20 protein-coding genes are annotated in these 21,333 nt (G+C 71.4%); 8 read left to right on the plus strand and 12 right to left on the minus strand.

Annotated features, from left to right (window positions below):
* Positions 1-15: 15 nt before the first annotated feature.
* From A3G1_RS34845 to fmt, 4 genes are all read right to left on the minus strand, one after another.
* Entirely contained in the window at positions 16-591 is a 576-nt protein-coding gene (locus tag A3G1_RS34845; protein WP_018350075.1) for a GGDEF domain-containing protein, read from the minus strand.
* Entirely contained in the window at positions 588-1,259 is a 672-nt protein-coding gene (gene rpe, locus A3G1_RS0113865; RefSeq protein ID WP_018350076.1) for a ribulose-phosphate 3-epimerase, read from the minus strand. The genes A3G1_RS34845 and rpe overlap by 4 nt, the downstream gene beginning before the upstream one ends.
* Positions 1,260-1,360: 101 nt before the next feature.
* A complete protein-coding gene (locus tag A3G1_RS0113870) occupies positions 1,361-2,887 on the minus strand; it encodes an RsmB/NOP family class I SAM-dependent RNA methyltransferase (protein WP_018350077.1) in 1,527 nt (508 codons plus the stop codon).
* Positions 2,842-3,786 carry a methionyl-tRNA formyltransferase gene (gene fmt, locus A3G1_RS0113875; RefSeq protein WP_018350078.1) on the minus strand — a complete coding sequence of 315 codons (945 nt, stop codon included), beginning with the start codon at positions 3,784-3,786 and terminating at the stop codon, positions 2,842-2,844. The genes A3G1_RS0113870 and fmt overlap by 46 nt, the downstream gene beginning before the upstream one ends.
* A 90-nt stretch (positions 3,787-3,876) precedes the next feature.
* Here fmt and A3G1_RS0113880 point away from each other — a divergent pair, with 90 nt between their 5' ends.
* Genes A3G1_RS0113880 through A3G1_RS0113895 form a run of 4 tightly spaced genes read left to right on the plus strand, consistent with a single transcriptional unit; the run spans position 3,877 to position 7,972 of the window.
* Positions 3,877-5,193, plus strand: a complete 1,317-nt coding sequence (locus tag A3G1_RS0113880; RefSeq protein ID WP_018350079.1) for a glutamine synthetase family protein — start codon at positions 3,877-3,879, stop codon at positions 5,191-5,193.
* Positions 5,190-6,536, plus strand: a complete 1,347-nt coding sequence (locus A3G1_RS0113885) for an aldehyde dehydrogenase family protein (protein ID WP_018350080.1) — start codon at positions 5,190-5,192, stop codon at positions 6,534-6,536. The genes A3G1_RS0113880 and A3G1_RS0113885 overlap by 4 nt, the downstream gene beginning before the upstream one ends.
* A complete protein-coding gene (locus tag A3G1_RS0113890) occupies positions 6,537-7,298 on the plus strand; it encodes a 3-oxoacyl-ACP reductase (protein WP_018350081.1) in 762 nt (253 codons plus the stop codon).
* Complete coding sequence (locus A3G1_RS0113895) at positions 7,295-7,972, plus strand: gamma-glutamyl-gamma-aminobutyrate hydrolase family protein (RefSeq protein ID WP_026212117.1); 678 nt, start codon at positions 7,295-7,297, stop codon at positions 7,970-7,972. Before A3G1_RS0113890 ends, A3G1_RS0113895 begins: the two co-directional genes overlap by 4 nt.
* Here the strand turns inward: A3G1_RS0113895 and A3G1_RS34850 are convergent.
* Positions 7,938-8,810 (minus strand): alpha/beta fold hydrolase, encoded by an 873-nt coding sequence (locus A3G1_RS34850; protein WP_051110529.1) that lies wholly within the window; start codon positions 8,808-8,810, stop codon positions 7,938-7,940. The genes A3G1_RS0113895 and A3G1_RS34850 overlap by 35 nt on opposite strands.
* A gap of 39 nt (positions 8,811-8,849) precedes the next feature.
* Positions 8,850-9,200 (minus strand): nucleoside triphosphate pyrophosphohydrolase family protein, encoded by a 351-nt coding sequence (locus tag A3G1_RS0113905; RefSeq protein WP_018350084.1) that lies wholly within the window; start codon positions 9,198-9,200, stop codon positions 8,850-8,852.
* A 161-nt stretch (positions 9,201-9,361) separates the two neighbouring features.
* On the opposite strand from A3G1_RS0113905, the gene A3G1_RS0113910 reads away from it, so the two are divergent.
* Entirely contained in the window at positions 9,362-9,895 is a 534-nt protein-coding gene (locus A3G1_RS0113910; protein WP_018350085.1) for a hypothetical protein, read from the plus strand.
* 145 nt (positions 9,896-10,040) lie between these two features.
* Here the strand turns inward: A3G1_RS0113910 and A3G1_RS0113915 are convergent, their stop codons facing one another.
* The gene (locus A3G1_RS0113915; protein WP_018350086.1) at positions 10,041-10,625 is read right to left on the minus strand and encodes a helix-turn-helix domain-containing protein; all 585 of its coding nucleotides are present in this window, start codon (positions 10,623-10,625) and stop codon (positions 10,041-10,043) included.
* A 235-nt stretch (positions 10,626-10,860) separates the two neighbouring features.
* Between A3G1_RS0113915 and A3G1_RS0113920 the strand changes: the two genes are divergently transcribed.
* Both A3G1_RS0113920 and A3G1_RS0113925 read left to right on the plus strand, forming a co-directional pair.
* Positions 10,861-12,489: an FAD-dependent oxidoreductase gene (locus A3G1_RS0113920; protein WP_018350087.1), complete on the plus strand. Its 1,629-nt coding sequence runs from the start codon at positions 10,861-10,863 to the stop codon at positions 12,487-12,489.
* Positions 12,486-13,874 (plus strand): MFS transporter, encoded by a 1,389-nt coding sequence (locus tag A3G1_RS0113925; RefSeq protein ID WP_018350088.1) that lies wholly within the window; start codon positions 12,486-12,488, stop codon positions 13,872-13,874. The genes A3G1_RS0113920 and A3G1_RS0113925 overlap by 4 nt, the downstream gene beginning before the upstream one ends.
* On the opposite strand, the gene A3G1_RS39630 is transcribed toward A3G1_RS0113925, so the two are convergent.
* The 3 genes from A3G1_RS39630 to A3G1_RS0113935 form a co-directional block, all read right to left on the minus strand.
* The gene (locus A3G1_RS39630) at positions 13,767-14,420 is read right to left on the minus strand and encodes a P-loop nucleotide/nucleoside kinase family protein (RefSeq protein ID WP_083936927.1); all 654 of its coding nucleotides are present in this window, start codon (positions 14,418-14,420) and stop codon (positions 13,767-13,769) included. The genes A3G1_RS0113925 and A3G1_RS39630 overlap by 108 nt on opposite strands.
* Positions 14,417-16,318 carry a primosomal protein N' gene (locus tag A3G1_RS0113930; RefSeq protein ID WP_018350089.1) on the minus strand — a complete coding sequence of 634 codons (1,902 nt, stop codon included), beginning with the start codon at positions 16,316-16,318 and terminating at the stop codon, positions 14,417-14,419. Before A3G1_RS0113930 ends, A3G1_RS39630 begins: the two co-directional genes overlap by 4 nt.
* Before the next feature lie 195 nt (positions 16,319-16,513).
* Positions 16,514-17,431: a VOC family protein gene (locus tag A3G1_RS0113935; RefSeq protein WP_018350090.1), complete on the minus strand. Its 918-nt coding sequence runs from the start codon at positions 17,429-17,431 to the stop codon at positions 16,514-16,516.
* A gap of 209 nt (positions 17,432-17,640) precedes the next feature.
* Between A3G1_RS0113935 and A3G1_RS0113940 the strand changes: the two genes are divergently transcribed.
* Positions 17,641-18,717 (plus strand): GDSL-type esterase/lipase family protein, encoded by a 1,077-nt coding sequence (locus A3G1_RS0113940; protein ID WP_051110555.1) that lies wholly within the window; start codon positions 17,641-17,643, stop codon positions 18,715-18,717.
* Between the two features lie 135 nt (positions 18,718-18,852).
* On the opposite strand, the gene metK is transcribed toward A3G1_RS0113940, so the two are convergent.
* Together metK and coaBC are read right to left on the minus strand one after the other, a co-directional pair.
* Complete coding sequence (gene metK / locus A3G1_RS0113945) at positions 18,853-20,043, minus strand: methionine adenosyltransferase (protein WP_026212119.1); 1,191 nt, start codon at positions 20,041-20,043, stop codon at positions 18,853-18,855.
* Between the two features lie 93 nt (positions 20,044-20,136).
* Positions 20,137-21,327: a bifunctional phosphopantothenoylcysteine decarboxylase/phosphopantothenate--cysteine ligase CoaBC gene (gene coaBC, locus A3G1_RS0113950; protein WP_018350093.1), complete on the minus strand. Its 1,191-nt coding sequence runs from the start codon at positions 21,325-21,327 to the stop codon at positions 20,137-20,139.
* Positions 21,328-21,333: the final 6 nt, after the last annotated feature.

Here is a 21,333-nt window from a genome sequence, read left to right on the forward strand (position 1 = left end):
CCGGCTAACCGGTACTCAGGTGCGCCGGCGGTCGACGGCGACGTGCGAGCCGGGCTCGCGCTTGGCGACCGACTTCATCTCGGCGGCGGCGGAGACCACCTCCGCCGGGTCGGCGTACCTGCGGTGCTCGGAGGTGGCGACGCCGACGGACAGGGTGGCCAGCTCCCACTTCCGGGTCTCGCCACGGCGGTCCACTGTGGTCAGGTAGCCCTGCTGGGCGTGCGCCGGGTCGTAGACAGCCGGTACCCGCCGTTCGAACTCGGTGATCGTGGCGTTCAGCAGTGCCTCGGCCCGCCGGGGCCCGCAGATCACCACGAAGTCGTCCCCGCCGACGTGCCCGATGAACTCCCCGGCGGCCGTCCGGCGCAGCACGGCGGCGAGCAGCAGGATCAGCTCGTCGCCGCGCACGAAGCCGTACGTGTCGTTGACGCTCTTGAACCGGTCGATGTCCAGGTGGCACAGCGCGAACGGCTGGTGCGCGGAGATCCGCCCGGACAGCTCCCTGCGGATCCGCGTGTTGCCCGGCAGCCCGGTCAGCGGGGACGCCTCGCGCAGCTCCCGCAGCGTGCTCCGCCGGACAACCCTGATCATCGAGACTGCGCCGCCGCTAACGCCAGGTCGCGCAGGGAGGCCACCGCAGCTGCCCTGTCGGCCTCGCCGTACACGGCGGTACCGGCGACGAAGGCGTCAGCCCCCGCCTCGGCAGCCAGGCCGATGGTGTCGGCGTTGATCCCGCCGTCCACCTCGATCCGGATCGACAGGTGCCCGGCCGCCACGTGCTTGCGGGCCTGCCGGACCTTGTCCAGCAGCTCGGGGATGAAGGCCTGCCCGCCGAACCCGGCCTTGATCGTCATGATCAGGAGGGTGTCGAAGGCCGGCAGGATCTCCAGGTACGGCTCCAGCGGCGTGTCGCGGTCGATGGCCAGCCCGGCCAGCGAGCCAGCGGCCCGGATGTCCCTGGCGACCGCTGCCGGGTCACGGCTCGCTTCGGCGTGGAAGGTCACGTTGTACGCGCCGGCCTCCGCGTAACCGGGAGCCCAGCGGGCCGGGTCCTCGATCATCAGGTGGCAGTCCAGCGGGAGGGACGTCGCGGCCAGCAGGCTCTTGACGACCGGGAGCCCGAAGGTCAGGTTGGGCACGAAGTGGTTGTCCATGACGTCCACGTGCGCCCAGTCCGCGGCCCCCTCGATCGAGCGCACCTCGTCGGCGAGGTGCGCGAAGTCAGCGGACAGGATGCTCGGCGCGATCACGTAGGACACGCCTGCATTCTACGGAGCGTTGCCTGGCGTTCACCCGTGAGCAGTGTCACGGGCGCGTGTCTTGATCTTTCGGCTCCCGCGCCCGTGGACCCTGCGGGTACCTACCTCCGGCGGAGGATCGCCAGGAACATGGCGTCGGTACCGTGCCGGTGCGGCCACAGCTGCACCATCTCGCCGAGGTGCGGCAGGTCGCCCGGCAGCCACTCGCGGGCGTCCAGCAGCTCGGCCGGTACCGGGCTGCGGCGCAGCGTCTCCAGCACCGTCATCCGGGTCTCGGTGACGTGCGGCGAGCACGTCACGTACCCGACGACGCCACCCGGCCGCACAGCGCGCAGCGCGGCAGCCAGCAGCTCCCGCTGGAGCTTGCCGAGCGCGGGCAGGTCGGAGGGCTGGCGGCGCCAGCGGGCCTCCGGGCGGCGGCGGAGCGCGCCGAGGCCGGTGCAGGGCGCGTCGACCAGTACGCGGTCGAAGCCCTCCTCCACCAGATCCGGGTCCTCGCCGACCGTGCGGCCGTCGGCGTGCTTCACCCAGACGGGCAGGCCGCGCGTGGCCTTCTCCACGAGGTGGGCCCGGTGCTCGGTGACCTCGACGGCGAGCACGTCGGCCTGCCGGCCGGCCGCGATCGAGCCCAGCAGGCCCGCCTTGCCGCCGGGGCCTGCGCACAGGTCGAGCCAGCGGTCGTCGCGGCCCTCGACCGGCACGTTCGCGACGGCGGTGGCGACGAGCTGGCTGCCCTCATCCTGGACGTGGGCCTGGCCGACGCGGACGGCGTGCAGTGCACCGGGGTCGCCGCTGGGCAGGTACACAGCGTAGGGCGACCAGCGGCCCGGCTCGCCGCCGGTGATCTCGACCAGCTCTTCCTGGCTGATCCGGCCCGGCCGGGCGGCCAGGTGCACGGGCGGGCGTTCGTTGTCCGCGGCGAGCGCCCGCTCTGCCTCGGCCTGGTCCCCGCCGAGCGCCTCCATGAACGCGCGGACGATCCACTCCGGGTGCCCGGTGCGGACGGCCAGGTCGGCCAGGCTGTCACCGGGTGCGATCTCGCTCAGCCACGCGTCGAGGTCGCGCTCGGCGATCCGGCGCAGGACGGCGTTGGCGAACTTGGCGGCGCCCTCGTTGGCCGCGTCGCGGACCAGCGTGACCGTGGTGTCCACGGCGGCGTGCGGGGCGACCCGGGTGTAGAGCAGCTGGTAGGCGCCCATGCGCAGCGCGTCGAGGACCTCGGGGTCCGGCTCCCGGTCGGTCACCCGCTCGATGATCTTGTCGAGGGTGCCGAGGGAACGCAGCGTGCCGTAGGTCAGCTCGGTCGCGAAGGCTGCGTCGAGCCCGCCGACGCGGCGGTCACGGAGCAGCGCGGGGAGCGCGAGGTTCGCGTAGGCGTCGTTGCGGCTCACCGCGCGGATCGTCTCGAAGGCGATCAGGCGGGGCTCGTCGAGCCGCGAGCGGTCAGCGCGAGCGTTGCGCCCGCCACGGTCACCGCGGTCGTCGCGGCCCTGGTAACCCCGGTCGTCCCGGCCCTGGTAGCCACGGCCGCCGCGGTCGTCGGACCGGCCGCCGTAGCCCCGGTCGTCGCGGGGTGGCTGGTTCAGCCCAGGTGCTCGCCCGCCTCGATCCGGACGCCGCGCGCCCACGCCCCGGCCGCCATCGGCTTCTTGCCCTGCGCCCTGACCTCGCCCAGAAGTACTGATGTCGTTCCCGTCCCTATGTGCACGTCGTTCTTGCCGACGATCCTGATCTCGCCAGGGGCGAGTACGCCCGCGTCCAGGCTGATGCCCGTACCCAGGCTAACTGGCCCCAGTTTGACCCGTTCACCCCGGAAGGTGGTCCAGGCTCCCGGTGCCGGGGTGCAGGCTCGCACCCGCCGCCCGACGGCGAAGGCCGGCTCGGCCCAGGCCACCTCGGCGTCCGCGACCGTGATCTTCGGAGCCAGGGTGACGCCGTCGGCCGGCTGGGGTACCGCGCGCAGCGCGCCGGCCTCGATCCCGTCCAGCACGTCGACCAGGAGCTTGCCGCCGTCGACCGCGAGCCGGGCCAGGAGGTCGCCGGACGTGTCGGACGGGCGGATGGTCTCGGTGAGGGTACCGAACACCGGGCCGGTGTCGAGCCCGGCTTCGAGCTGGAAGACGCTCGCCCCCGTCACCTCGTCGCCGTGCCACAGCGCGTGCTGCACGGGTGCCGCGCCGCGCCAGGCCGGGAGGAGGGAGAAGTGCAGGTTGACCCAGCCGTGCCGGGGGATGTCGAGCGCGGCCTGCGGCACGAGCGCGCCGTAGGCGACGACGGGCACGCAGTCGGGGGCGATCTCGGCGAGCCTGGCCTGGAACCCGGGCTCGCGCGGCTTCACCGGGGTCAGCACCTCGATGCCACGCTCGTCGGCCCACGCCCCCGCCGGGGAGCGCATGAGTTTCTTGCCCCGCCCGGCCGGCGCGTCCGGCCTGGTCAGCACGGCGGCGATCTCGTGGCGGCCGGAGGCGGCGATCGCGTCGAGTGCTGGGAGGGCGACCTCGGGGGTACCGGCGAAGACTAGGCGCACCGGCACAGTCTAGAGGCGTGATCTTCGCGGCGCGCCGGGAGTGGGTACCGGGGCGTTCATTTGATCTTAAATCGGCCCTAGGGTGTGCACATGGAACTCTCCGAGCTGAGAGCCGGGGTCGCCAGCGGAGCGATCGACACCGTGGTCGTCGCGATCACCGACATGCAGGGCCGGTTGCAGGGCAAGCGGTTCCACGCGCCGTTCTTCCTGGACACCGTCCTCGGGCACGGCGCGGAGAGCTGCGACTACCTGCTCGCCGTGGACGTGGAGATGAACACGGTGGACGGCTACGCGCTGTCCTCGTGGGACAGCGGATACGGCGACCTGGCCATGCGGCCCGACCTGGGCACGCTGCGCCCGTTGCCGTGGCTGCCGGGCTCCGTGCTGGTCCTCGCCGACCTGGAGCACCCGGACGGCCACCCCGTCGAGGTCAGCCCGCGCCGGATCCTCCAGCGGCAGCTCGGGCTGCTGCGCGAGGCCGGGTACACGGCGAAGGCGGGGACGGAGCTGGAGTTCGTGCTGTACCGGGACTCCTACCCGGAGGCGCGGGAGGCCGGTTACCAGGGGTTGCGCCCCGCCACTGGGTACAATGTGGACTATTCCATTCTCGGCACCTCCCCGGCGGAGCCCCTCCTGCGCCGGATCCGCACCCAGATGGCGGCTGCCGGGCTGAGCCCGGAGAGCGCGAAGGGCGAGTGCAACCTCGGGCAGTACGAGATCGCCTTCCGGTTCGACGAGGCGCTGACCACGGCCGACCAGCACGTGCTCTACAAGACCGGCTCGAAGGAGATCGCGGCCCAGGAGGGCATGAGCCTGACCTTCATGGCCAAGCCGAACCAGCGGGAGGGCAACTCCTGCCACATCCACTTCTCCCTGTGGGCGGAGGAGGAGGCGGTGACCGAGCGGCTGCTGCCACGGATCACGGCGGGGCTGCTGGCGACGATGCGGGACTTCGCGCTGCTCTACGCGCCGAACATCAACTCCTACAAGCGGTACCAGCCGGGTTCCTTCGCCCCGACCGCGCTGCGCTGGGGCCGCGACAACCGGACGTGCGCGCTGCGGGTCGTCGGCCACGACGTCTCGCTCCGCGTGGAGAACAGGGTGCCCGGCGCCGACGTGAATCCCTACCTGGCCCTGGCCGGGATGGTGGCCGGGGCGCTGCACGGCCTGCTGGGGGCGGCGCCGGAGCAGGAGGAGTTCGCTGGTAACGCGTATGGCTCCGACTCCCCCGTCGTGCCGCCGACCCTGCGGGACGCGCTCGCGCTGTGGGAGTCCTCGCCGCTGGTGAAGGAGGCCTTCGGGGCGGAGGTCGCCGCGCACTACGCGAACATGGCGCGGGTGGAGCTGGCGGCGTTCGACGCGGCGGTGACCGACTGGGAGCTGGTCAGGGGGTTCGAGCGGCTGTGAGGCTGGTTGATCCGTCCACTGAGGACTTCATCGGGGACGTGCCGCTGGCGAGCCTGGCGGAGACGGACGAGGCGATCAGGCGGGCGCACGAGGCGTTCGGGTCGTGGCGTGCCGTCGCGCCCGGTGACCGGGCCCGGCTGCTGCGCCGGTTCGCCGTGCTCGTGGACGAGCACGTGGAGGAGCTCGCCCAGCTTGAGGTACGCAACGCCGGGCACACGATCAGCAATGCCCGGTGGGAGGCGCGGAATGTGCGCGACGTGCTCGACTACTACTCCGGCGCGCCGGAGCGGCTGGTGGGGCGGCAGATCCCGGTGCCGGGCGGGCTGGACTTCACCTTCGCCGAGCCGCTGGGCGTCGTCGGGCTGATCGTCCCGTGGAACTTCCCGATGCCGATCGCGGGCTGGGGCCTCGCTCCGGCGCTCGCGGCGGGCAACACCGTCGTGCTCAAGCCGGCCGAGGCGACTCCGCTGACGGCGCTGCGGCTGGCCGAGCTGGGCCTGGAGGCCGGCCTGCCGGAAGGGGTGTTCACCGTGCTGCCCGGGGCCGGTTCGATCGCCGGGCAGCGGTTCGTGACGCATCCGCTCGTCCGCAAGATCTGCTTCACCGGTTCCACTGCTGTCGGCAAGCGGATCATGGCCGGGTGCGCGGACCAGGTGAAGCGGCTGACCCTGGAACTGGGCGGCAAGAACCCGAACATCATCTTCGCCGACGCCGACCTCGAACGAGCTGCGGCCACCGCGCCGTACGCCGTCTTCGACAACGCCGGGCAGGACTGCTGCGCGCGCTCGCGGCTGCTCGTGCAGGCCAGCGTGTACGACAAGTTCCTCGCCCTGCTGGAGCCGGCCGTGCGCGGGGTCAGGGTCGGCCAGCCGGGGCTGGACGAGACCGAGATGGGCCCGCTGATCTCCGCCGCGCACCGGGACAAGGTCGCGTCCTATGTGGACGATCCGCTGTTCCAGGGCACGGTGCCCGAGGGGCCCGGTTTCTGGTACCCGCCGACGGTGCTGGAGTCCGCCGGCCGCGACCGGGCCTGGCACGAGGAGGTCTTCGGCCCCGTGGTGTCGGTCCGGCCGTTCACGGACGAGGCGGAGGCTGTGGAGCTGGCCAACGACACCGAGTACGGGCTGTCGGCCTCGGTGTGGACGCGCGACGCCAGCCGGGCGGTCCGCGTGGCGCGGGCCGTCCAGGCCGGGACGCTCAGCGTGAACTCACACTCGTCCGTCCGGTACTGGACGCCGTTCGGCGGGGTCAAGCAGTCCGGTCTGGGCCGCGAGCTCGGGCCGGACGCGCTGGCCGGGTTCACCGAGGTCAGGAACGTGTTCATGAGTGTTGAGGAGGCGTAGATGCGGCTGGACGGCAGGGTCGCCGTGGTGACCGGCGGGGGCAGCGGGATCGGGCTGGCGACGGTGCGGCGGTTCGCGGCCGAGGGCGCGCGGGTCGTCGTGGTGGACATCAACCCGGAGGCTGGCAAGGCCGCGGCGCAGGAGGCCGGGGGCGTGTTCCGCGAGGTGGACGTGACCTCGGAGGACGGCATCCGTGACCTGTTCGCGGAGACGGCAGCCGAGCTGGGCTCGCTGGACATCGTGTTCAACAACGCGGGGATCTCCCCGCCCGACGACGATTCCATCCTGGACACCGGGCTCGACGCGTGGGAGCGGGTGCAGCGGGTCAACCTGACGAGCGTGTACCTGGGCTGCAAGTACGCCATCCCGCACATGCTCGCCCAGGGCAGGGGCTCGATCATCAACACCGCGTCGTTCGTGGCGCTGATGGGCGCGGCGACCTCGCAGATCTCCTACACCGCCTCGAAGGGCGGGGTGCTCGCGATGAGCAGGGAGCTGGGTGTGCAGTTCGCCCGGCAGGGTATCCGGGTCAACGCGCTGTGCCCGGGGCCGGTGAACACTCCCCTGCTCAGGGAGCTGTTCGCCGCCGACCCGGAGCGGGCGGCCCGGCGGCTCGTGCACGTGCCGGCCGGGCGGTTCGCCGAGCCGGAGGAGATCGCGGCGGCCGTGGCGTTCCTGGCCAGCGACGACGCCTCGTTCGTCACCGCGTCGTCGTTCGTCGTGGACGGCGGCATCACCGGGGCGTACGTGACCCCGCTATGAGGCCCGTGATCGGTGTCACCGCGTATGTGGAGCCCGCCCGCTGGCTGGCCTGGGACACCACGGCGGTCGTCATCCCGCACAGTTACACCGAGTGCGTCCGGGAGGCCGGCGGCCACCCGGTCGTCCTGCCGCCCGATCCCGACCCGGCGATCCTGTCCCGGCTCGACGGGCTGGTGCTGACGGGCGGGGCCGACGTGTCCCCCGCCCTGTACGGCGCGGAGCCGCACCCGGAGACCATGACGCGCGCCGACCGCGACGCCGGGGAGCTGGCCCTGCTGGCCGCGGCAGGCGAGCTGCCCGTCCTCGGTATCTGCCGGGGCATGCAGCTCATGGCCGTCCACACCGGAGGCCGGCTGCACCAGCACCTGCCGGAGCTGATCGGCGGCGTGCGGCACCTGCCGCAGCGCGGTGTCTTCGGCAGGCACCAGGCGCGTTTCGAACCGGGTTCGCGGGTGCACGCGATCCTCGGAGCGGGTGAGGAGATCAACTCCTACCATCACCAGTCGGTGGCCGACCCGGGCAAGCTGGCCGTCACGGGCTGGGCTGACGACGGGGTGATCGAGGCGCTGGAGGACCCGGGCCTGCCCTTCCACCTGGGCGTGCAGTGGCATCCGGAGCAGTCCCGTGACCTGCGCCTGTTCAGCGCCCTGGTGACAGCGAGCCGAACCAGGTAGCCAGGACTTTCGTGTATTCCGGGCTCAGCGTGCCGGTGGCCCGGTCGCCCGGGAAATGGCCGAGCCCGGGCAGCACGGCGATCTCCAGTGCGGGGTTGCCGGTGCGGTGCCAGGTGTCGATGCTGGCCGCGACCGGCACGCATTCCTCGTCCTCGCCATAGATCAGCAATACCGGCTGCCCGGCCCGCCTCAGGAATGGTTCCAGATCGAAATCCATGTCTGGCCAGGAAAGCGGCCCCGGCGGGATTTCCGCCGGCAGGTGGCAGTGCGGGAACCATTCTTTTTCCTTGTACCCGCCAAGCACGATCTCCGCCTCCGCCCGCCCCAGAGTCCCGCGCAGCAGCCGCTCCATCGCGAGCCGCGCGGTGAGCGCCTCGGCGATGTCGGCCGCGCCGAACCCGCGACGGCGAAGCGCCTCGGCCGTGGAGTACCGCATCTGCTCTGCCGGGCTCACTCCCGGCCCGCCGACCAGCGCCAGGAACGCGATGCCCGGGTCCTCGGCGGCGGCGATCACGGCCGGCCACGAGCCCTGGCTGTACGCCCAGAATCCGCAGGGCGCGCCGCCGAGCCGGGCACGAAGTACCTCGTGCGCGGCCCGGGCGTCGGCCGCCTGCACGCCGAACGGGACGTCACCGGCGGCGTGCTGGCGGCGGTCGTAGCTGAGGACGGCGTACCCGGCCGGCACGAGCGTCTCGGCCAGGTGCCGGAAGATCGGCTGGTCACGGCCGGGATTGCTGGCCGGGTGGAGTGTGACCACGCCGCCGAGGGCCGGGCCGGACGGTTCCCGGATCACCGCTGGCAGGCCGGAGCCGGGCACGGTCAGCTCAGTCGTCATCATGACTTCACAATGACGGCTTTGATGACGCCAGTCAAGACGTCATTCTGACAGCCGATCCCGCAGCCCGCCGGAAGCGTCCAGCCGGTCCGGGTGCCACGGGCCCCACTTGCGCTCCACCTCGGCCGCCAGGTCGACGCCGTGGTGCCGGGCCAGGACGAGCAGCTGGCAGAGCACGTCGGCCAGCTCGGAGCGGAAGGCCTCGTCCAGCTGCGCCGCCGAGTACCCCTTGTCGCGGGCCTGACCGGAGCGCATGAGGTGGGCCTGGGTCAGCTCGCCGACCTCCTCATGGAGTTTGAGCAGGTACCAGGAATCATTACGGTCGATATCATGCCGGACGGCATATGTTGCGGAAACAGCCTCGGCCACATCCGCGATCTTTTCCAGGCGCATGGCGAGAGCCTAATAGGCAGCTCGGAGATCACTTATTCCTGATCGCATTGGCAGGCATGCCACACTGCGACATTCATCTATATCTGATCATCCGGTTTCCCTATAGTCAGGCATCGATCCACCCGTCGCTCCAACCCTCCACATCGGATCGGAGGACCATAATGGTCCGGCTAGCCAGAACCGCTGCCGCAATCCTGCTCGCCGTCGCCGGCAGCGTCGCGGCGCTCGCCACCCCGGCCCAGGCCGCGGTGATCGACGCGAGCTGTGTGCCGCCGAGCTACAACGTGACGGCCTTCAACCCGCCCCTCACGACGGTGCTCGCCCCGACGACGCTCACGTACAAGACCACATACAGGCCGTGCACGTCCCAGACGTCGAACCTGTCCTACGGGTTCACCAACATCACGGTCAACATGAACGACCAGTGCCAGATGGTGCTCCAGACCTTCGTGATGACGTACACGATCCACTGGAACAACGGCCAGAGCAGCACCATCCAGGCCACCCGCACCGCCAGCATCTCCGGCAGCACGCTGACGGTGACGCTCAGCGGCCAGGTGATCGGCGGGCTGTTCACCGGCAGCCGCTCGTTCGAGCAGCAGGTCGGGTCGGCTGTGGACCTCCAGAACTGCCTGGCGGGAATCAGCCGGCTGAGCAGCACCACAGGCAAAGTAACCCTAAGAATCTGGCACTAGGCCGTTTGGACCCGCTGAGAGCGAATCTGGACTGCGCATCGGGGCCTCCCACGTACAACACCGGTACGTGGGAGGCCCCGATGCTTGCCAGATTCGCTCTCAGCGGGCCACTTCGTGTTAGATCAAGAGCTTTAGATCAAAAGCTTTATCTTGTACTGGTTTTGGGCTTGGCTCTGATGTGCATGCGTTCGCCCTGGGGGCCGAAGAGGCTGAGGATCTCGACCGGCTCGTCGCCGGTGCTGCCGAACCAGTGCGGCACCCGGGTGTCGAACTCGGCAGCCTCGCCGGCCTTGAGCACGAGGTCATGCTCGGCCAGGACGAGGCGGAGCTTTCCCCGCAGGACGTACAGCCACTCGTAGCCCTCGTGGGTGCGTGGCTCCGGCTCGGACCGGGTCACCGGGATCACCATCTTGTACGCCTGCGGCCCGCCCGGCTGCTGGGTCAGCGGGACGATCGTCGAGCCGTGCCGGGTCACCGGCTTCAGCCGCACGCGCGGGTCGCCGACCGGCGGCGCGCCGACCAGCTCGTCGAGGGGTACCTGGTAGGCGCGGGCCAGCGGCAGCAGCAGTTCCAGGGTCGGCTTGCGCTCCCCGGACTCCAGCCGCGACAGGGTGCTGACCGAGACGCCGGTGCTCTCCGCGAGCTGGCTGAGAGTGATGCCGTGCCGTTTACGCAGCTCCCGCAGGCGTGGCCCGACCGAGGCGAGGATCTCCGGATCATCGTTTGCCATATCAGCAACATTACTTTGCCGTACCGGCAGAGCGTTGCACTGTAAGAGGTCCTAACTCCATGACGGTGGTGCTATGGCGAGCTCCAGGAGGCGAGCGGCAAGCCGAATTCCAGGGCGGATACCGGTGTTGTATCCGCCCTGGAATTCGGCGCAGTCCGGTCGTCTTCTGGAGCCGGCAGAGCGCCGCCAGTCATGGAGTTAGGACCTCTCAAGGCAGACGGAAGGGAGATCACAGATGGAAGAGAAGTACGACGTCGTGGTGGCCGGGGGCGGCGCGGCCGGGCTCGGTGGCGCGCTGGCGCTGGCCAGGGCCCGCCGCTCGGTGCTCGTCGTCGACGCCGGCCGGCCGCGCAACGCCCCAGCGGGTCACGTCCACGCGTACCTGGGCCGGGAGGGCACTCCCCCGGCGGAGCTGTACGAGATCGGCCGGAAGGAAGTCACCTCCTACGGCGCCGAGATCGTCACGGGCACCGTCGAGTCGGCGAGCAGGCACCGGGACGGCTTCGTCGTGACGCTGGACGGCGGCCGGTCGGTCCGCGCCCGCCGCCTGCTGATCACGACCGGCGTGACCGACGGGCTGCCGGACGTACCCGGCCTGGCCGGCCGCTGGGGGCGCGACGTGCTGCACTGCCCGTACTGCCACGGGTACGAGGTCCGCGACCAGCGGATCGGCGTCCTGGCCACCGGGCCGGTCGCCTGGCACCAGGCCGAGGTGTGGCGGCAGTGGAGCGAGCACGTGACCGTCATCCTGCACGGCGCCCCGGAACCGGACGAGGCCCAGGCCCTCCGCCTGACGGCACGCGGCATCCGGGTCGTGCCCGGCCCGGCCGGGTCCGTCGAGGTGACCGGCGACCGGCTGACCGGCGTGAAGCTGGCCTCTGGCGAGGTGGTGCCGCTCGACGCGCTGGTCGTCGCGCCGTCTCCTGCGGCCGGTTCCCCGCTGCTCGGCTCGCTCGGGCTCGCCGCCGCTGACGTGGAGTTCGGCGGGCAGGTGATCGGCAGCCAGGTACCGGCTGATCCGGCCGGGAAGACCAGCGTGCCGGGCGTGTGGGTGGCCGGCAACGTGGCCGACCTGAGCGCACAGGTGATCACGGCCGCCGCGGCCGGGACCAAGGCCGGTTCGATGATCAATATGGAACTGGTGAACGAGGACACCTACGACGCCGTCCACCAGTACCGGCACCGCACCGGCACCTTCTTCGAGCGCGAGGCGCTGGAGGACTGGTACCGCTCCCGCCCGGCGCTGTGGAGCGGCAGGCCCAACGCCCAGCTCGTCACGGAGGCAAGCCGGCTCACCCCTGGGCGGGTACTCGACGCCGGCTGCGGCGAGGGCGGCGACGCCATCTGGCTGGCCGGCCACGGCTGGCAGGTCACCGCCGTGGACCTCGCGAGCACGGCACTCGACCGGGGCGCAGCGCACGCCGCCGAGGCTGGGGCCGAGGTCGCGGGCCGGATCACGTGGACGCAGACCGACCTGCGTTCCGAGCCGCCTGCCTCCGGGACCTATGACCTGGTGTCAGCCCAGTACCTGCACCTGCCCGCTGCGGAACGGCAGGCGCTGTTCAGCCGGCTGGCCGAGGCCGTGGCCCCGGGCGGCACCCTGCTGCTCGTCGGCCACGACCCTTCCGACCCAGCCCACGGCGGCGGCCACGGGGCTGGCCATGGACCTCAGCACGACAACGGGAACACGCACGGAACCCGGCCGCACCTGATTCCGTTGTTCACCGTCGAAGAGGTCTCCGGGGAGCTCGACCCGGCGGTCTGGGACATCCACACGGCCGAGATCCGTGAGCGTTCCACTGCGGACAGGGCGGGCCGCGAGGCCACCGCCCGCGATGTCGTCCTGGTCGCCCGCCGCCGATGACCACAGTCGCCACCACCGCGCGGCCCGTCCAGTGGGGACTGGGCGGGCTCGCGCTCTCGATGCTCCTGGCGTCTCTCGGTACCAGCATCGCCAACGTCGCCCTGCCTGCCCTGGCCGAGGCGTTCGCGGCCCCGTTCCAGGCGGTGCAGTGGGTGGTGCTGGCGTACCTGCTCGCGATCACCGCACTGATCGTCAGCGCCGGCCGCCTCGGTGACCTGGCCGGACGGCGCAGGCTGCTCGTGGGCGGCCTGGCCCTGTACACGGGCGCGTCAGTCCTGTGCGGACTCGCCCCGGCGCTCGGCACCCTGATCGCGGCCAGAGCCGTTCAGGGCGCCGGAGCGGCGGTGATGATGGCCCTGACGATGGCGCTGGCCGGGGCCGCCGTACCGAAGGAGCGGACCGGCAGGGCGATGGGCCTGCTGGGCACCATGTCGGCGATCGGCACGGCGGCCGGCCCTTCGCTCGGCGGGCTGCTGCTGGCGGGGCCGGGCTGGCGGGCGGTGTTCCTGGCTCCGGTACCCCTCGGCGTGCTGGCCCTGTTCCTGACCTGCCGCCACCTGCCCGCCGAGCAGGCTCCCAGCGGCACCCGGCCCCGCTTCGACCACCTCGGTACCGCGATCCTCGCCGGCACTCTCGCCGCCTACGCCCTCGCGATGACCACCGGCCGTGGCTCCTTCGGCCTCGGCAACGCGGCGCTGCTCGTCGCGGCGGCGCTCGGCACGGCGCTGTTCGTCCGGGTCCAAACGCGCGCCGCGTCCCCGCTGCTCGACCTGACGGCCTTCCGCAGCGCAGCGCTGACCGGCAGCCTGCTGGCCAGCGCGCTCGTCTCCACGGTGATGATGGCGACCCTGGTCGTCGGCCCGTTCTACCTGACCCGTGGCCTGGGGCTGCCCGCAGCGCTGACCGGCCTGGTCATGTCCGCAGGCCCGGCCGTCACGGCACTGACCAGCTCGGCGGCCGGGCGGTTCGCCGACCGGCTCGGCGCGGGCCGGATGACCACGGCTGGCCTGGCCGGCATCCTCGCCGGGTCACTGCTGCTGGCTGCCATGCCACGGAGTTCCGGCGTGGCCGGGTACGCCGGATCGCTGATCCTCACCACGGCCAGCTATGCCCTCTTCCAGACCGCGAACAACACCTCGGTCATGGCGGGTGCCGCCCCCGAGCGGCGCGGCGTCATCTCCGGCGTGCTGAACCTCTCCCGCAACCTCGGCCTGATCACCGGCGCGTCGGTCATGGGCGCGGTTTTCGCGGTGGCCGCCTCCACCAGCGACATGACCTCAGCGGCACCCGAAGCGGTGGCGACCGGCATGCGCGTCACCTTCCTCACCGCCGCGGCCCTGGTCGCCCTCGCACTCGCCGCCATGCCCATCACGCACCGACGATGACTCCCGCAGCGCATTCACCACATCGACCAGCTGCCCAAGCACCGTCTCGGGCACAGGCTCGCAGGTGGGCACCCGGATCACCTGCCCGATGCCCAGCGGCGCGGCGGTGACCAGGCCCGCCCAGTAACCGGCTTCGCGGCCGCCGTGATCCAGCCGGGCCGGGCGGTCCGCCGAGCCGAGGCGCGCCGTGAACCGCCGGCGCGCGACATCGGCCGGCACCTCGCACCACACCTCGGCGATGCTCCCGGCCGGGAACCCTGCCCGGGCTGCACCGCCGAGCACGGCGCTCCGCCCGGTCGGCCCGAACCACGTCTCCACGATGGCACCGCCGGGCAGTGCGGCCACCAGGTCCCACAGGACCTGCCCGGCCAGCTGGCTCAGCTCGGCGGGCTCCGGCTCTGCCGGGTGCAGGCCGGCCAGGTAGTTCTTCAGGTCGTCCTTCGAGAGGTGCGGCAGTCCCGTCCGGGCGGACAGGGCACGGGCCAGGCTCGACTTTCCCGAACCGGGAATGCCGTTCACCAGCACCAGCACGCGGCGCCGGGTCACAACAGATCAAGAGGATCGATGTGTACGCGCACGGGAGCCTTCGCCCGGTGCGCGCTGCGGACCCCGGCCGCCCCGTGCAGGGCACCGGCCAGCGCCCGGCCCTGGCTTCGCGGTACCCGGATGAGCAGCCTCTCCTGCTCTTCCTCCCCCGTGACCGGCACGGGCCCGAGCAGGTCGGCGGCTTCGGGGAGGTGGGCGGCGGCGAGAAGTTCCTCGATGGCCTCCGGCCTGCCGGTCAGGCTGGCGACCCGGACGGCTGGCGGGAAGCCCAGCTCCGCCCGCTCGGCCAGCTCCCTGGCGGCGTGCCAGCCGGGGTCGAAGCGCATCAGGGCCTGCACGGCAGGGACGGCACCGTCGGCGATCACGACGACCGTCCCGCCGGCCCGGGCCAGGGCCGCCGCCGACAGCCACCGCCGCAGCGCTTCCTCCGCCGCCCGCAGGTCGGCCCGGGTCAGCAGCGCCCACGTGTCCAGCAGCAGCACAGCCCCGTACCCGCCATCAGCGACCGGCTCGGCTCCCGGCGTGGCCACCACGAGGGACGGTCCGCTGGGGACGGTGTCGAGCACCTCGCCCCGGCCCGAGGTCCGGACCGGCACGCCGGCGAAGGCCCGCCCCAGCTCCTCGGCGGTCCGCCGGGCACCCACGATCGAAGCGCGCAGCCGCCGCCCGCCGCACTGCGGGCACTGGTACCCCCCGGCGCCCCGCCCGCACCACCGGCAGGCGGCGGCCTCTGCGGACTCCAGCGCCAGCGGCCCCGCGCAGTGCGGGCAGCGCGCCGGAGCCCGGCAGGTCGCGCAGGCCGTCGACGGCACATACCCCCGCCGGGGCACCTGCACCAGCACCGGCAGCCCGGCGGCCAGCGCCTCGCGGGCGGCCCGCCAGGCGACGCTGGGCAGCCGGGCCGTCGCGGCACCGGCATCCCTGGCCTGGTCGGCGTCGTCGCCGGCGGGCACGACCCGGGGAGCGCGGGCGCGCAGCGCTTCCCTGCTCGCGGCCAGCTCCTTCGCCCAGCCGGTCGCGATGAGCAGCTGGGCCTCGGCCGACCTCGCGTACCCGCCGACCAGCGCGCCGGCCCCGTCCTGCTCGGCCCGGGTCAGCAGCACGTCGCGCGCGTGCGGATACGGCGCGCGGGGCTCGGCGAGCACGTCGTCGCCGTCGTCGAGGATGGCCACCAGGCCGAGGCCGGTGACGGGGGCGAACATCGCGGCCCGGGTACCGATGACGGCGCGGATCTCGCCCCGGCTGACCCGCAGGTACCTCGCGTAGCGCTCCTCTGGCCCCGTGGCCGCCGACAGCGCGACGTGGTGACCAGGGCCAGCCAGCGCGGTCAGGGCTGCGTCCAGCCTGTTCAGATCGCGGGCGTCGGGGACGACCACGATGGCGCCCCGGCCGCCGGCCAGTGTCGCGACGACCGCCTCCGCGTACCTGGCGGCCCAGTCCTCGCCCGGCGTCGCCGTCCACACAGCACGCGGCGCGCGCCCGTCGGACAGGGCTCTCAGGAACGCGGCCCCGGCCGGATACGCCACCCAGCCGTCGGCCGGGGGCAGGGTCAGAGGCCCGGCCTCGGCCTCCTTACGGGAACGCCCCTCAGCCCGGGCATGCCGGGGCGGGATGGCCAGCCGCAGCACATCGGCCAGATTCCCCGCATACCGATCGGCGACAGCCCGCGCCATCCTGGCGGTCTCCGGCCCGGCGACAGGCTCGGCTGACACGGCGCGCTCGATGAAGGCCAGGTTGCCCGGGTGCTCGCTGGCGCTGACCCGCTCCAGCACGAACCCGTCCACCAGCTGCCCGGCGAACCGGACGCGCACCCTGCTCCCGGCCGTGACCTTGGAATCCATAGTGGACGGCACGAGGTAGTCGAAGGGCCGGTCGAGATGCGGCAGCGGCAGGTCCACACACACCCTGGCGACCGGCAACTCCTCGGCCGCGACCCGTTTACCAGGGGCTTTACCGCCCTTACCTGCCCGGCCCGTGACCGTGGCGGACGGCGGCTCTACGGCTTCGCCGGCCGGCAACTCGAACAGCCCATCCCCTGAGGTCACACCCCGTTCCTACCAGACACCTCCGACACTCCGGCCCGGCCACCACCGTCAGTCTCCCGCGAAGGCCCTCTCCAGCGTCGCGATGTCGAGCTTCTTCATCGGCATGAACGCCTGCGTCACCCGGTCGATCTGCTCGCGGGTGCCCTTGCCCATCCACTCGTCGAAGCCGCGCGGCGAGATCTGCCACGAGACGCCGTACTTGTCCTTGAGCCAGCCGCACTGCTCGGCCTCCGGGACGGCGGACAGCTTCTCCCAGTAGTAGTCGATCTCCTTCTGGTCCTCGCACTGCACCAGGAACGAGATGGCCTCACCGAAGCTGAACTTGTGCTCGTGCGCGCTGTCCATAGCGGCGAACCACTCGCCGATCAGCTTGAAGTCGCCGAACATCAGGGTGCCTGGCCGGTCGGGTTCCATGCCCTCGCCGTAGTGGGCCGCCTGCCCCTTCTCCGAGTCGGCGAACACGGACACGTAGAAGTCGACCGCCTCCTCGGCCTGGCCGCACCTGTCCCCGACGAACAGCAGCGATGGCACGATCGGCGGCCGGGCATCCCCATCCTCGCCGGTCAGGATCAGCTGCCAGGAGACGCCGTACTTGTCCTGGACCCAGCCGTAGTGCTCGCTGAACGGATACTCACCCAGCGGCATCAAGGCCTTGCCGCCGTCGCCGTGCAGCTTCTCCCACACATCGTCCAGCATCGCCTTGGCGTCGCTCTTCTGGTGCGGCGGGCCGAAGTTCACGAAGAACGAAACCGATGGGTTGAACGTGAACAGCGGACCGGCACTGATTCCCATGAAGCCGCAGCCCCACAGGTCGAACGACATCACGGCCGTGTCACCGGACGGCGTGTCGCGCAGGACTGTCTTGTTGGTGATCCGCGACTCGGGGAAGACGGAGCAGTAGAACTCCGCCGCCTCCTCGGCCTCTTTGTCGAACCACAGATGCGGAGTGATCTTGTGCAGAGCCATGGCACTGCCCTCTCGTCGGCACGGATGGCGCGAACCCCACGTGCGACATTACCGCCGGACCCGCACCCCCATCACGGAAAGCAACCAGGGGCGCACGGTTTCGATCTTGCCGCTTCGATGTGACCTGGCTCATACTCCCCGGTAACTTCCGGCCGCCCACCAGGAGATTTACCTTGCCTCGCAAACCCCTCGCGCTCACCGTCGCAGTCATGGCCGCCATTGCCTCAGCCCTGGTACCCGGCACGGCTATGGCGGAACCATCCACTGTGGCAGTCACACTTGGTGACAGCTTCATTTCCGGTGAGGCCGGCCGCTGGCAGGGCAACAGCCTCGTCACCGGCTCCACTTCCGGCGGCACCGACCGTGCTTCCGGTGACCCCGCCGGCGTGTACGGCGCCACGCACGCCTCCGGCTGCCACCGCTCCGACGTGGCCCCGGCGCTGGCCGCCGACCTGGCCGTCGACGAGCGGATCAACCTGGCCTGCTCCGGGGCCACGTCCGCCAACGTGTACCGCGCCTCCAACGGCGGGCAGTCCTTCAAGGGCGAGGCACCGCAGGCCGACCAGCTCGCCGGCCTCGCGCGTACCCGGACCGTCAAGCTCGTCGTGCTGTCGGCCGGCGGCAACGACCTCGGCTTCGCGGACATCATCACGCGCTGTGTGACCGCGTACATGGGCTACTACTACTGCAACCCCGGCGAGCAGTCCGGCGTCGACAGCCTGCTGCCCACCGTGCGGGCCAACGTCGGCAAGGCCATCGACGAGGTACGCGCCGCGCTCGCCTCCGCGGGCCAGGCTCCCGGCTCGTACCGGTTCGTGCTCCAGTCCTACCCCTCGCCGCTGTCCCGGGGCGCGGACAACCGCTACCGCGAGTACGGCTGGACCCGTACCTCGACCGGCGGCTGCCCCTTCTGGAACGGCGACCTCGACTGGGCCCGCGACCGCCTGACCGGCCAGCTGTCCGACGCGCTCGCCTCGGTGGCCACCGCCAAGGGCGTCACGTTCCTCGACCTGCGCGACGCCTTCGCCGGCCGCGAGGTGTGCGCGAAGGCCAGTACACAGGCAGACAGCACCCACCCGCCCGCCGGCGCCACCTCCGAGTGGGTGCGCTGGCTGGTCACCGGCTGGACGTCCTCCCCCGGCGACCGCCAGGAGTCCTTCCACCCCAACGCCTACGGCCAGCAGGCCATGGCCCGCTGCCTAACCCTCATCGCCCAGACCACCGGCCTCCGCTACACCTGCCACAACACCCCAGGCCAGGGCCCCACCAGCATGTACTTGACCTAGGTTTTTGATCTAACCCGAGGTGGCCCGCTGAGTGGAAATCTGACAAGCAACGCAAAAGCCCGTGTACTGGTTGTACACGGGCTTTTGCGTTGCGCAGCTCAGATTTTCACTCAGCGGGTCGGCACTGGCTAGGCACTAGCTAATGGCCGACTTCAGGTCGGATACCCGGTCCGTGCGCTCCCAGGTCAGATCCGGCAGCTCGCGGCCGAAGTGGCCGTACGCAGCGGTCTGCTGGTAGATCGGGCGGAGCAGGCCGAGGTCACGGATGATCGCGGCCGGGCGCAGGTCGAAGACCTCCTGGATGGCCTTCTCGATCCGCTCGACCGGGACGGTCTCGGTGCCGAAGGTCTCGACGAACAGGCTCACCGGGTGGGCCTTGCCGATCGCGTACGCGACCTGGACCTCGCAGCGCTCGGCGAGGCCGGCGGCCACCACGTTCTTCGCGACCCAGCGGGTGGCGTACGCGGCGGAACGGTCCACCTTCGACGGATCCTTGCCGGAGAACGCGCCGCCGCCGTGCCGGGCGTAGCCGCCGTAGGTGTCGACGATGATCTTCCGGCCGGTCAGGCCGGCGTCGCCCATCGGGCCGCCGATCTCGAACCGCCCGGTCGGGTTGACCAGCAGCCGGTACCCGTCGGTCTCCAGGCCCAGCGCCTCGATCTCCGGCGCGATCACGTGCTCGCGGATGTCCGGGGTGAGCAGCGACTCGAGCGAGATGTCCGGGGCGTGCTGGGAGGACACGACGACCGTGTTGAGCCGGACGGGCCGCAGGCCGTCGTACTCCACGGTGACCTGGGTCTTGCCGTCAGGCCGCAGGTACGGAACGGTGCCGTCCTTGCGGACCTGGGCCAGGCGGCGGGCGAGCCGGTGGGCCAGCGCGATCGGCAGCGGCATCAGCTCCGGCGTCTCCGAGCACGCGAAGCCGAACATCATGCCCTGGTCGCCGGCGCCCTGGAGGTCGAGCTCGTCGCCGGCCTCACCGCTGCGGGTCTCGATCGCGGTGTCGACGCCCTGCGCGATGTCGGCGGACTGCGAGCCGATCGACACGCTCACGCCGCAGGAAGCGCCGTCGAAGCCCTTCTTGGACGAGTCGTAGCCGATCCGCAGGATGGTCTCGCGGACGATGGTCGGGATGTCGGCGTAGGCGGACGTGGTCACCTCGCCGGCGACATGCACCTGGCCGGTCGTGATCAGAGTCTCGACCGCGACCCGGCTCTTCGGGTCCTTGGCGAGCAGTGCATCCAGGATGCCATCGCTGATCTGGTCAGCGATCTTGTCCGGGTGGCCCTCGGTCACCGACTCGGACGTGAACAAGCGGCGTGCCACAGCTCTCCTACCAGGGTTTGACGACTTTGAGTAAGTCTAGCGCCGGTACGTGGTCCGGCCCTAGATGGCACGCTCGGGGCGCGCCTGTAATCCCTACCACAGAGGTATGACAATATCCCAGACCGCGTCAGCGATTTCCTCTTTGGGGGCTGATGCGATCTTTGCCTGGGTACCGTCGGGATGCAGCACGACCACTGTGTTGTCGTCTGTGCCGAATGCCCGGCCCTCCCCGACCTCGTTCACCACGATCAAGTCGGCTTTCTTACGCACGAGTTTGCCCCGGGCGTGCTCCAGCGCGTCATTCGTCTCGGCCGCGAATGCGATCAGCAGCTGCCCCGCGCGTTTCGCCGAACCCAGTTCCGCGGCGATATCCGGATTGGTCGCAAGTTCGATCGCTGGCGCGGTACCGGATGAGGTTTTCTTGATTTTCTGTTCCGAATAACGCAGTGGCCGGAAATCGGCGGGTGCGGCAGCCATGACGATCGCGTCGGCGTCGGCGGCAGCGGTGATGACCGCGTCGCGCAGCTGGGCTGTCGACACGACAGTCACCAGGTCGACGCCAGCCGGGACGGGCAGCGAGACGTTCGCGCTGATCAGCGTGACCCGCGCGCCGCGCGCCACCGCCGTGGTGGCGAAGGCGTAGCCCTGCTTGCCGCTGGACGTGTTGCCCAGGAAGCGGACCGGGTCGAGGTGCTCACGCGTGCCGCCAGCCGTGACGACCACGTGGCGGCCAGCCAGGTCCGGCGTGAGGCTGCCCCGGCGGGCCAGGCGCATCGCGACCGCGTACAGCTCCCTGGGGTCCGGCAGGCGGCCCTTGCCGGTGTCCTTGCCGGTCAGGCGGCCCACGGCCGGCTCGACGACGACGTTGCCGCGCGCCCGCAGCGTCGCGACGTTGGCCTGCGTCGCCGGGTGCTCCCACATCTCCGTGTGCATCGCCGGGGCGAACATCACCGGACAGCTCGTCGCCGTCAGCAGCGTGTTGGTCAGCAGGTCGTCAGCCAGGCCGTGCGCGGCCTTCGCCAGCAGGTCAGCCGTTGCCGGGGCGACGATGACCAGGTCGGCCTGCCGCCCGATCCGGACGTGCGGGACCTCGTGCACCGCGTCGAACGGGTCGGGCGTCACGGGCTGGCCAGACAGCGCGGCCCAGGTCGGCGCGCCCACGAACTCCAGCGCCGCCGCTGTCGGGACCACGCGGACACTGTGCCCCGACTCCGTCAGCAGGCGCAGCAGCTCACAGGCCTTGTACGCCGCGATGCCGCCGGACACGCCCAGCACGATGTTCATCAAACC

Origin of the sequence: Longispora albida DSM 44784, from assembly GCF_000379825.1 — a bacterium.
Taxonomy (GTDB): Bacteria; Actinomycetota; Actinomycetes; order Mycobacteriales; family Micromonosporaceae; genus Longispora; species Longispora albida.

Coding starts and splice junctions, on each gene's coding strand:
- A3G1_RS0113920 (WP_018350087.1), top strand. CDS start 10,861: ATGGAAGAGAAGTACGACGTCGTGGTGGCCGGGGGCGGCGCGGCCGGG.
- A3G1_RS0113910 (WP_018350085.1), top strand. CDS start 9,362: ATGGTCCGGCTAGCCAGAACCGCTGCCGCAATCCTGCTCGCCGTCGCC.
- A3G1_RS34850 (WP_051110529.1), bottom strand. CDS start 8,810: ATGATGACGACTGAGCTGACCGTGCCCGGCTCCGGCCTGCCAGCGGTG.
- A3G1_RS0113895 (WP_026212117.1), top strand. CDS start 7,295: ATGAGGCCCGTGATCGGTGTCACCGCGTATGTGGAGCCCGCCCGCTGG.
- A3G1_RS0113940 (WP_051110555.1), top strand. CDS start 17,641: ATGGCCGCCATTGCCTCAGCCCTGGTACCCGGCACGGCTATGGCGGAA.
- A3G1_RS0113935 (WP_018350090.1), bottom strand. CDS start 17,431: ATGGCTCTGCACAAGATCACTCCGCATCTGTGGTTCGACAAAGAGGCC.
- A3G1_RS34845 (WP_018350075.1), bottom strand. CDS start 591: ATGATCAGGGTTGTCCGGCGGAGCACGCTGCGGGAGCTGCGCGAGGCG.
- A3G1_RS0113905 (WP_018350084.1), bottom strand. CDS start 9,200: ATGCGCCTGGAAAAGATCGCGGATGTGGCCGAGGCTGTTTCCGCAACA.
- A3G1_RS0113880 (WP_018350079.1), top strand. CDS start 3,877: ATGGAACTCTCCGAGCTGAGAGCCGGGGTCGCCAGCGGAGCGATCGAC.
- coaBC (WP_018350093.1), bottom strand. CDS start 21,327: ATGAACATCGTGCTGGGCGTGTCCGGCGGCATCGCGGCGTACAAGGCC.
- A3G1_RS0113915 (WP_018350086.1), bottom strand. CDS start 10,625: ATGGCAAACGATGATCCGGAGATCCTCGCCTCGGTCGGGCCACGCCTG.
- A3G1_RS0113925 (WP_018350088.1), top strand. CDS start 12,486: ATGACCACAGTCGCCACCACCGCGCGGCCCGTCCAGTGGGGACTGGGC.
- A3G1_RS0113890 (WP_018350081.1), top strand. CDS start 6,537: ATGCGGCTGGACGGCAGGGTCGCCGTGGTGACCGGCGGGGGCAGCGGG.